This window comes from Catellatospora bangladeshensis (genome assembly GCF_016862575.1).
Lineage (GTDB): Bacteria > Actinomycetota > Actinomycetes > Mycobacteriales > Micromonosporaceae > Catellatospora > Catellatospora bangladeshensis.
This window is the reverse complement of record NZ_BONF01000013.1, coordinates 48,353-57,719: the sequence shown is the minus strand read 5'-3', so window position 1 is coordinate 57,719 and position 9,367 is coordinate 48,353. Positions and strand designations below refer to the sequence as shown.

7 protein-coding genes are annotated in these 9,367 nt (G+C 72.8%); all 7 read right to left on the bottom strand.

Annotated elements, in window-relative coordinates:
* Window positions 1-428 precede the first annotated feature (428 nt).
* Genes Cba03nite_RS13835 through Cba03nite_RS13805 form a run of 7 tightly spaced genes read right to left on the bottom strand, consistent with a single transcriptional unit; the run spans window position 429 to window position 9,269 of the window.
* The gene (locus Cba03nite_RS13835; RefSeq protein WP_203745826.1) at window positions 429-1,439 is read right to left on the bottom strand and encodes a glycoside hydrolase family 26 protein; all 1,011 of its coding nucleotides are present in this window, start codon (window positions 1,437-1,439) and stop codon (window positions 429-431) included.
* Window positions 1,436-3,034 (bottom strand): MATE family efflux transporter, encoded by a 1,599-nt coding sequence (locus Cba03nite_RS13830; protein ID WP_203745825.1) that lies wholly within the window; start codon window positions 3,032-3,034, stop codon window positions 1,436-1,438. Before Cba03nite_RS13830 ends, Cba03nite_RS13835 begins: the two co-directional genes overlap by 4 nt.
* A complete protein-coding gene (locus Cba03nite_RS13825) occupies window positions 3,031-3,900 on the bottom strand; it encodes a sulfotransferase domain-containing protein (protein WP_203745824.1) in 870 nt (289 codons plus the stop codon). The genes Cba03nite_RS13830 and Cba03nite_RS13825 overlap by 4 nt, the downstream gene beginning before the upstream one ends.
* A 2-nt stretch (window positions 3,901-3,902) precedes the next feature.
* Complete coding sequence (locus Cba03nite_RS13820; RefSeq protein WP_203745822.1) at window positions 3,903-5,117, bottom strand: protein kinase family protein; 1,215 nt, start codon at window positions 5,115-5,117, stop codon at window positions 3,903-3,905.
* A complete protein-coding gene (locus tag Cba03nite_RS13815) occupies window positions 5,114-6,553 on the bottom strand; it encodes an O-antigen ligase family protein (protein ID WP_203745820.1) in 1,440 nt (479 codons plus the stop codon). The genes Cba03nite_RS13820 and Cba03nite_RS13815 overlap by 4 nt, the downstream gene beginning before the upstream one ends.
* Entirely contained in the window at window positions 6,550-7,548 is a 999-nt protein-coding gene (locus Cba03nite_RS13810; RefSeq protein ID WP_203745819.1) for a DUF3048 domain-containing protein, read from the bottom strand. The genes Cba03nite_RS13815 and Cba03nite_RS13810 overlap by 4 nt, the downstream gene beginning before the upstream one ends.
* A complete protein-coding gene (locus Cba03nite_RS13805) occupies window positions 7,545-9,269 on the bottom strand; it encodes a Wzz/FepE/Etk N-terminal domain-containing protein (protein ID WP_203745817.1) in 1,725 nt (574 codons plus the stop codon). The genes Cba03nite_RS13810 and Cba03nite_RS13805 overlap by 4 nt, the downstream gene beginning before the upstream one ends.
* Between the last annotated feature and the right edge of the window lie 98 nt (window positions 9,270-9,367).

The following is a 9,367-nucleotide window of genomic DNA, read 5'->3' as shown; positions in this document are numbered from 1 at the left end:
GAACCACCACGGCAAACCAGCGCCAGCCCGCACAACGAGCACCCAGCGCCCAGCGCGAACAGCACCACCGCGAACCGCACCCGCCCACCCGGCAGGTGCGGTTCGTCATTACCCGCCCGAACACAACCCGCTCGCCAGCCGATCCACTCGGTCCCGGTCCGCCAGCCGCCGGGGCCCGCCCGTTCGGGCACCCATGATCCGTTTTTGTGGACGCCCACCGTCGCTATAGCAACAGTCAGCGTCCACAAAAACGGATCTCCGACCCACCTGCGGCCCACCGGCCCCGCCGCAGTTCGTCGATCATGAAGTTAGGGCAGCGACACGCCGTCGAACACGCCCATAAGTTCATGATCAACGCGGTTCGGCGCCCCCGGGCGCGGGCCGCCGTCGCCGGTGGGGCCGGTGGGGCCGGTGGGGTGGGGGCGGGGTTAGTGGCCGAAGGTTTGGGAGAGGTAGGGGTCGTTGGCGAGGGTGGTGAAGGCTTGGACGGCGTCGAGTTCGGGGGCGAGGGTGGTGTCGTATCTGGGGCGCACGTCCTGCTTGCCGCTGAAGTAGACGACAGCCTTGATCTGGGGCTGCTGGTGCATGACGGCGCGCATGTCGTCGAACCAGGCGGCGCGTACGCCACGCTCCTTCTGCTCGACGCCGAACTCGCCGATGATCAGCGGGCGGGGGCGCTGGCGGGCGAACTCCAGGACCGGCGCCATCAGCTCGGTGAAGGAGTACATCTCCTGGCCGGGGTACACGTCGGCGCAGAGCCAGTCGACCTGGTCGTCGCCGGGGTAGTAGGGCTGCGCCCGGCCATCGATGAAGCCGTCGGCGTGCGGGCACCACACCCACGCCGCGTTGGTGGCCCCGACCTCGGTGAAGATGCCGCGCACCCGCTTCCACGCGGCTACGAAGTCCTCGGGTGAGTGGACCACGTTCTGCAGGTTGGGCCGGTCCATCTCCCACCGGTAGCGCAGCAGGATCGGCACCCGGAACGCGCGCACCGCCTCGGCGCGGCGGCGGATCTCCTCGTCGTACACCCCGGTCATGATCGAGCGGGTGTCGGTGCCCGCCCAGGACACCATGAGGAGCATGTTGCGGTGCACCAGCTCGTAGTCGTACGTCGAGGGGAAGTCCTCGCGCCACGGGTGGAACGAGTGGGCGATGGCGAGGTCGCGCCCGATCAGCTTCTCGAAGCCGTCGATGGCGTCGAGCCGGTCGCCGGTGCGCTGCGGGGCGTCGACGTACGCCCCGAAGTAGGCGCCGTCCGCGGGCACCTGCGGGCCGCGGCCGGTGGTGACGAACGGGCCCGGGTTGGGCGGGGGCATGACTTTGACGCTCGGGGAGGGGCGCACCGGGGAGGCAGGGACCTCCTCGGCGGCAGGGGTACAGCCGGCCGCCGCCACGGCCAGCGCCATCACCAGCCCCGCAGCCGGTAATGAGGTTTTCATCGCACCAAGGTCTCCACTGGGGGTGAGGCCGGCTGAGCCGGCGCCGCGACCGGCCGGCGGCGCAGCTTGCGCAGGCCCGCGAGCTGCAGCGCCTGCCGGTGACGCCAGATCAGCGCGGCGTAGAGGACGGTCGTGAGGAGCACCGCGCCGACGCCGACCAGCGGGTGGTCGCCGAGCGCGAGCCGGGCCAGCAGCGGCAGCACGCCGTAGCAGCCGACGGCCGCGGCCATCGCGATGAGCCCGCCGCGCGACAGCGGCGACAGCCCGTGCCGGCGCTGCAGCTGGAAGAGGGGCAGCAGGTTCTTCAGCAGCAGCGCCGCCGACCAGGCCAGCGCCGCGCCGACGATGCCGTACGAGGGGATGAGCACGATGTTCAGCACCACGTTCACCCCGAGCGCGATCATGGTCTGGAAGAAGGCGACGCCGGTGTTGCCGGCCATCTCCTGCACCGTGGAGACCATGCCGCAGGCCGTCGCCACCAGCATGGTCAGCGACAGCACGATGCCGACCACGCCCGCGTCGCCACCGGCCTGGTAGCCCTCGCCGAACACGGACATGAGCTGCCCGCCGAAGATGGCCCAGGTCAGGTAGAACGGCCAGGTCAGCATGATCAGCCAGGTGGTGGTCATGCGGTAGAGCTGGTTGGCCTCGTCGTGCTGGTCCTGGGCGAGCAGCCCGGAGAAGCGGTGCTGCACGGACTGCGCCAGGGCCTGGCCGCCGAGCTGCCCGATCACCAGGAACCGGGTGGCCGCGGTGTAGAGCGCCGCGTCGACCGGTCCGCGCAGCGCCGCGACGAGCACCACGTCGAGCCGCTGCAGGGCGAGCTGGGCCAGGCCGGTGCCCGCCCGGGGCGTGGAGTAGCGCCAGAACCGGCCCCAGTCCGCGCGGTCCGGGGCCGCGACCGGCTCGCCACCGGCCCGCTCGGCGCGGCGGCGCAGCCGGGCCGACCACAGCACCGCGACGACCACGGCCAGCGCGTACGGCGCGGCCCAGGCCAGGGCGAGCGCGGCGGAGCTGGTCCAGCCCGCGACGAGCACGGCGGCGACGCCGAGCAGCTGCAGACCGGGCCGCAGCACCCGCTCGACGAGCACGTGCGGCCGGGTCGAGCCCAGGCCGCGGCCGACCGCGAGGTGCACGCCGCTGAGCGTGGACAGGGGCAGGAACACGGCGAACACGCGTACCGCGGCGACGGTGCCGGCCGGGGCGTCGGGCAGCGTCACGCCGACGAACCACGGCGCGGCGGCCCACAGCGCCCCGGCGAGCACGAGACTGGCCACCACGACGGGCGCGGTGGCGACAAGGACGGTGGCGCGCAGGCGGCCCGTCTCGTCACGCACCCGCTGCTGGGCGAGCAGGTAGACGACGCCGGTCTCCGCGCCGAGCAGCGCCGCCGCGGACAGGATCAGGAACACCGAGGTGAGGGTGAACAGCACCCCGGCGACACTCGCGTCGAAGCCGCGGGTGACGACCACGGTGAGCGCGAGGCCCGCCAGCGCGGAGACGCCGGCGCCCACGAGGTTGAAGATCCCGGTGCGCATGATGCGCCCCTGGTCCACCCCGTACGCGCCGGCGTGGGCCGGCCGGTCCGCGCTCATCGCCGCCAGCTGGGCGTCCCGCCCAGCCACTCGGCCAGCCGCGCGTCGTACGGCGCGAAGTGGTCCTCCAGCCGCGAGCGCAGCCCGTCCGGCATCGCCATCCGGGGCCGGGCGTTGTGCTGGTCGTGCTCGATGCCGGGCACGTCCGGGATGCCGAGGAAGCCGCACACCCCGGAGAAGACCTGCTCCGGCTGGGCGAAGTAATCGTGGCTGTCCACCACGTGCAGGCGCTCGCGGCCGACCAGCGACTCCAGGTGCAGCAGCTGGTCGACGTACTCGCCGCGGCCGAGGTGGGCCAGGTGGCGTACGGCGTGGCTGTGGTAGCTCGGGTCGGCGGCCATCTTCGCCCGCTCGCCCGCCATGCGCTCCGGCTCCAGGGCGACGGCCTGCTCGAACTTCTCCGTCTCGAAGCCGCGCGCGTACTCGTGGGCGTGGCCGGAGTAGGCGCGCTCCACCGGGTCGCGCAGCAGCACGATCAGCTTGACGCCGGGCAGGTCCCGGGCGATGCGCTCGGGGGCCAGCGGGTGCCACATGTAGTACGGGCTGGCCTCGCCGGTGATCGCGGGCATGCCGGTGGCCTGCGCGGTGCGCTCGGCCTTGGCGCGGCTCGGGAAGTGGCCCATGAACCACTTGTGCCCGCGGTGGTAGTCCATGTCGAAGTAGTGCACGCCCTTGCGGAACCGGGGCGGCAGGTACGCCGGGTGCTGCACGAGTGCCTTGTAGAGCGAGGTCGTGCCGCCGCGCTGCGTGCCGACGATCAGGAACGACGGTGTGAGCCGCCGGTCGGCGGTGAGCTGTCCCGCGGTCCGGGCCACCACGCCCGCGCGGTGCCAGAGGAACTTGCGTACCCGGCTCTTCGCTGCCATATCTAGTTCTTCTCTCCCACCAGAGCTGCCCATCGCCCGCCGAGTCCGGCGAGCGCCCCGTTGATCCACTCGTCGACCCGCCCCATCGCCTGGCCGAATCCGTCCTGCCCGTCGCCGAGGTAGCGGCTGCCGATCTCGGCGAAGTAGAGCGCGGCCACGGCGCGCGCGGCGTCGCCGGCCACCCCGAACGGGGCGAGCAGCTCGGCGGCGCGGCTGCCGGTCGCGCGGGCGGCGGGCACCGGGTCCTGCCCGCGTACGGTCACCGCCTCGTGCAGGTCGAAGTGCACGGCGTCGTAGCCGACCGGCACGTCCGCGGCGAACCGCTCGAAGTCCCACAGCAGCAGCTGCTCGCCGTGGGCGGACATGTTGCCGCCGTTCCAGTCGCCGTGCCAGCAGCCGAAGGGCACCTCGAACCCGGCGCACTCGTCCAGCGCGCGGCGCATGAGCCCGGCGACGGGCCGGTCCCCGAGCCGGCCGATCTGGGCGCGCAGCCGCTCGGCGTAGGCGCTGCTCCGCACCGGGCCGGTGCGTACGCCGTCGACCTCGGCGATCGCGCGCATCGCGGCCGTGGACAGCGGGGTGAGCCCGACGGGCGGGGCGTCGCCGCGCACCGGCAGCGCGCCGACGACCAGCAGCCGCGCCCCGGCCCAGGTGCCGAAGTGGAGCACCTCGGGCACCCGCACCGGGCCCAGGTCGCGGCCGGCGAGCAGGCCTAGCGCCCGGTGCTCGGCCGTGATCAGCTCGGTGGTGAGTTCGTTGACGGCCATCTTGGCGTACGCCACCGTGCGCCCCGGGCCGTCGATGAGCTGGAGCACCGGCTTGCGGTTGGCCCGCGGCGGGCCGAAGCGCACGCTCAGCCGCACCGGCGTGCCGACCAGCCCGCCCAGGTGCGCGGCCAGCGACGGCTCGGCGCCGACCGCCAGCCGGTCCCGGAACACCAGGTCGCCGGCGCCGACGGTGAACACGCCCGCGAGCACGCGCTGGCGCAGCCGGTCCTTCAGCGAGCGCGGCGCGCTGGTGTTGCGGACCGCGACACCGGCGGCGCGCCGGTCCCCGTGCGGCACGAGCAGCCGTGCGGAGCCGATCGCCGGGACGACGGTGTAGACCTCGCGCCCGGCGGGCGCGCCGCGGCCCAGGAACACCCGGTCCGGCCCGGCCGGTCCCGCCCCGGTGTCCTCTCCCAGCAGGCGGCCCAGCTCGGTCAGGAACTCGCTCATGTGTAGACCCGGCTCGTCTCGTTGCGCCAGAGCAGCGCCAGCGAGATCATCATGATCACGAGGGTCATGCCCAGCGAGTTGTAGATGGTCGAGAACCAGATGGCCAGCGGTGCGGTGACCCCGCCCGCGATGCCCACCCAGGAATGGTCACGCCGGAAGCGCCACCCCATCCAGGCGAAGAACAGCAGGTAAAGGCCGGCGCCGACGAAGCCCTGCGTGATCAGGAACATCCAGAGCTGGCCGTCGCTGCCGATGTCGCGGTTGCCGCACTGCTCGCACGACGGGCTCTGCCCGATGGCGATGGAGCGCTCGCTGCCGATCGTCTCCGACTGGCCGCCGAAGCCGATGATCGGCGACGCCTTGGCCGCCTCCACCGCGGCGGCGTTGAGCGAGGCGCGGCCCTCGTTGGAGTGCGGGTTGTCGAACCGCTCCATCATGGTGCTGCCCAGCGGGGTCATCAGCACGATGAGCCCGGCCAGCGCGACGCCGACCAGCACCATGGCGACCGGCATGACGCTGCCCTTGATCGCCATCCGCACCACCAGGTAGCCGACCAGGATGGCGACCCCGGCCCACATGCCCCGGTTGAGCGAGTACACCGTCGGCACCATCGAGGCGATGAGGACCAGGACCGGCCAGGTCTTGCCCCAGAGCGTGCGCGGGCCGTGCAGGGTGGCGATGACGAACCAGGGCATCAGCAGCACCAGGCACTGGCCCCAGGTGTTGGTGTACTGGAACGGCGCGGCGGGCCGCGGCGACGGCGCCTCCCCCAGGATGCTCTGCCACTGCGCGAACTCGATCTTCACCGACGAGCGCACCCAGCCGTTGCTCATGATCGACTGGGGCAGCACCTCGGCCAGCGGGGTGACCACCTGGATGCGCGGCAGGAACATGCCCGCGATGCCGCCGATGACCAGCACCACGAAGAAGAACGCGAGGAACTTGATCACGCGCCGGGTGGGCAGCTCCCGTTCCGACATGTTGCCGATGTAGAGCAGCACCACCCCGGCCGCGAAGATGTCGCCCATCCGCTGCGCGAACGCCAGGATGCGGCCGATGCCCATCTCCGGCGGCAGCGCGTCGGGCACCGTCGCGCCGAGCATGGTCACGCTGACCAGGCCCAGGAAGAACAGCAGGATCCACAGCGTGGCCGGGGCGGGCAGCCGCACCCGGCCGCGCCGGATCAGCTCCAGCGCCATCGGGATGGCGAGCAGCGGGATCCAGGCCAGGGTCAGGCCGAGCAGCCAGCCCACCGGATACAGCACGATCATGGCGAACAGCGCCCAGTCGCGGGCCGGCAGCGGCTCGCGGGTGCCGCGGCGGCGCAGCACCGCCGCCAGCGGCGGCAGGGTCTTCACGTGGTCCGGGGGCACGACGACGCCCCGGGCGACCGGCGCGTCCTCCCGGGATGGCGTATGGCCCGCGGTGGCGGTCACGAGGTGGTCACCTTCGCCGTCGTGGGCACCAGCAGCACCCAGGTCGGTCCGGGCGCCAGGCGCACCAGGTACTGCGACGGGCCGAGGATGTTGAGCGCCGAGTAGAAGCCGGTCTTGTACCAGTGCGCCTCGACGCCCTGCCCGGACGAGAAGATCTGCGCCTTGCCCTCGCCGATCGGGTCGGCCAGCGCCACTTCCTTCTTCAGCGCTTTGACGACCTTCTTCGTGTACGGCATGGTCAGCAGCACCAGGTTCGCGGCGGCGACCGGGGCCCCGCCGACGGTGGCCTGCCACCGCTTGCTCGTCTCGTCGAACTTCCAGGTCAGCGCGGCGTGGCCGGGCGCCGACACCACGACCGTGGTGGCCGGGGTGGTGCCGGTGGCCGCGAGCGGCTCGCCGGGCTGCGCGTACTGGAACAGCGGTGCGGGCTCCAGCTGCGAGTCCGGGGCGCCGGCCTGCAGCGTGCCGGTGTTCACGTAGCTTCGCCCGGCGGCCGTGGTGAAGCCGGGCAGCTTCTTCTGCGGCGTCACCGCGGCGAGCTTCGTCGCGGTCAGCAGGTCGAGAAAGCCCTTCGGAGTGGCGTTGTGCGCCACGTACGGCCGCAGCTGGTTGAGCAGCTTGACGTCGGCCGGGCGCACCGCCGAGACCGGCCCGGCCTTGTCTGCGGGCTGCGACTGGTACACCGCCGCGGCGCGCAGCAGCCTGCCCTCGGCGAACTCCAGCTCGACGATGTCGGCGCGGTCCAGGCCGACCGGCGCGGCGGCCCCGGTGCCCACCTCGATGGGCACCAGGACCGCGGTCTTCGACACGGCGGACGCGTCGACCTCCAGGCCGGTCAGCGGGGCTCGCGGCCGGACCGCCTCGGGCGAGGGCAGCACGAACGGCGACCGGTCGGGCGCCGCGCCGGACTGCTGGCCGGCCGGGCCGACCGAGCAGCCGGCCAGGGCCGCCACTGTCAGGGCGGCCGCGAGGCTGAGGCGGATCTGGCGGGTCATCGCAGGTCGGCGGTGGTGTTGTCGTCCACGGGAGCGCGCTTGCCGACGGCCTTCTTGTCGGACTTGTCGGCGCCCGGGTTCCAGAACTCGATGCGCTCGCCGTCACCGTCGAGCCGCGGGATGACCATGGTCTGGTCGGATTCGCGTCCGGCGCGCGGCAGCTCGACCTGGGCGGGCACGACCGGCTGGGCCGCGACCGGCAGGGCCTGCGCCTTGCGCTTGCGCGACCGGCGGGCCGCGCGGGGGCTGCGCACCACGAGCATGCCCGCGAGCGGGCCCTGGACCCGGGCGACCTGCTCGATGGAGGCCTCGACGTCCTCGGCGCGGGCGACGCGGGTCTCCACGACCAGCAGCACCGCGGCGGCGATCTCGCTGAGCGCCTGCGCGTCCACGGCGCTGCTCGGCGGGGCGGTGGCCAGCAGCACCCGGTCGGCCTGCGCCTGGAGCTGGACCAGCAGGTCGGACACGGCCGCGACGGGCAGTTCGACCCGCGGGTCGATACGTCCCGGGCTCAGCAGCGACACCCCGCGGATGGCGGGCACCGCGTAGAGCGCGCTGTCCAGCGCCACCTCACCGGCGATGACGTCGCCCAGGCCCTGCATGGGCGCGACGCCCAGCAGCTGCGGCAGCGACGAGGTGCTGTCGGTGCACACGATCACGACGCGCTCGCCCGAGCGGGCGAAGGCGGCGGCGAGGTTGGAGACCACGAACTCGACCGCCGGCCCGGGGGCGGCGCCGCAGATCAGCAGCGCGTCGGTGGCCGACGGGCGGCCGCCGCGCGCCACGCCCGCGGCCACCCGCAGCACGTTGCGCAGCAGGCTGAACTCGCGCCCGAGCGCGCTGGCCGCGTCGGCCACCGCCGACCGGTCCCGGCCGCGCGGCACCTCCATCAGGATCGGCACGTCGGTGCGGTACGGGATCTGGCGGCTGTGGTAGATCCGGCTGTCCAGCCGGTCCAGCACCAGCGCACCGGCCAGGCCCAGCAGCAGGCCGATGCCGACGCCGCTGATGAGGTAGAGCATGAGGTCGGGCTTGGCGGGCCCCTCCGGCTTGGTCGCCGCGGAGAGGATGCTGCCCGGCTTGACGATCGTGGCGAGCAGCGGGATCAGCCGGTTGTTCAGCGTGTTGATCTGCTGCGTCAGGATCTGCTGCTGCTGCACCGCGCGCTGGCGGTCCACCGAGTTGTTCGGCAGCGCGGCCACCTGGCCGGCGACGTCGTTCAGCTGCTTGGTGAGACCGGAGATCTCGTCGCGCATCGCCGCGGCCTGCACGTCGAGGTTCTTCTGCGCGTCGGCGGCGCGCTGGTCCAGGTACGCCTGGGCGAAGGCCTGCGAGCCGCGCTGGGCCTCGGCCACGGTGGGCGCCTCGAAGGCGATCGACAGCACCGAGGTGTTCGCGGGGACGGTCACCGACACCCGCTCGACCAGCGTGTCCACCGGCTCGGTGATGTTGAGCAGGTGCGCGGCCGCGTCGCCGACGGTGGTCGAGCGGACCACCTGCGACTCGGTGTCGAGGTTGACCTTGACACTGGTGTCCTGTCCGACCTGGAGCACGAGCACCTTGGTCTCGGACACGTACACCTTGGGCTGGGTGGCGGCGAAGCCGAGCCCGCCGACGGCGCCCACGGCCACCGCGAGCGTCACGAGCCACCAGCGGCGGGCAAGCCAGCCGACGTAATCGCCGATGCTCGCCGTCTGCACCGACGCCGCATTAGTAGCCATTGATACCCCTTGGTTCACGAGCAATTAACACATGGCCCCGGACGAGCGGTGCAGTGCAGGTAGACGTCTCGAAAGGTAGACGGACCTCACCATAACCA

Excerpts from the sequence above, each read along its gene's own strand:
- Cba03nite_RS13835 (WP_203745826.1), bottom strand. The coding sequence starts at position 1,439 with ATGAAAACCTCATTACCGGCTGCGGGGCTGGTGATGGCGCTGGCCGTG.
- Cba03nite_RS13830 (WP_203745825.1), bottom strand. The coding sequence starts at position 3,034 with ATGAGCGCGGACCGGCCGGCCCACGCCGGCGCGTACGGGGTGGACCAG.
- Cba03nite_RS13820 (WP_203745822.1), bottom strand. The coding sequence starts at position 5,117 with ATGAGCGAGTTCCTGACCGAGCTGGGCCGCCTGCTGGGAGAGGACACC.
- Cba03nite_RS13810 (WP_203745819.1), bottom strand. The coding sequence starts at position 7,548 with ATGACCCGCCAGATCCGCCTCAGCCTCGCGGCCGCCCTGACAGTGGCG.
- Cba03nite_RS13805 (WP_203745817.1), bottom strand. The coding sequence starts at position 9,269 with ATGGCTACTAATGCGGCGTCGGTGCAGACGGCGAGCATCGGCGATTAC.
- Cba03nite_RS13825 (WP_203745824.1), bottom strand. The coding sequence starts at position 3,900 with ATGGCAGCGAAGAGCCGGGTACGCAAGTTCCTCTGGCACCGCGCGGGC.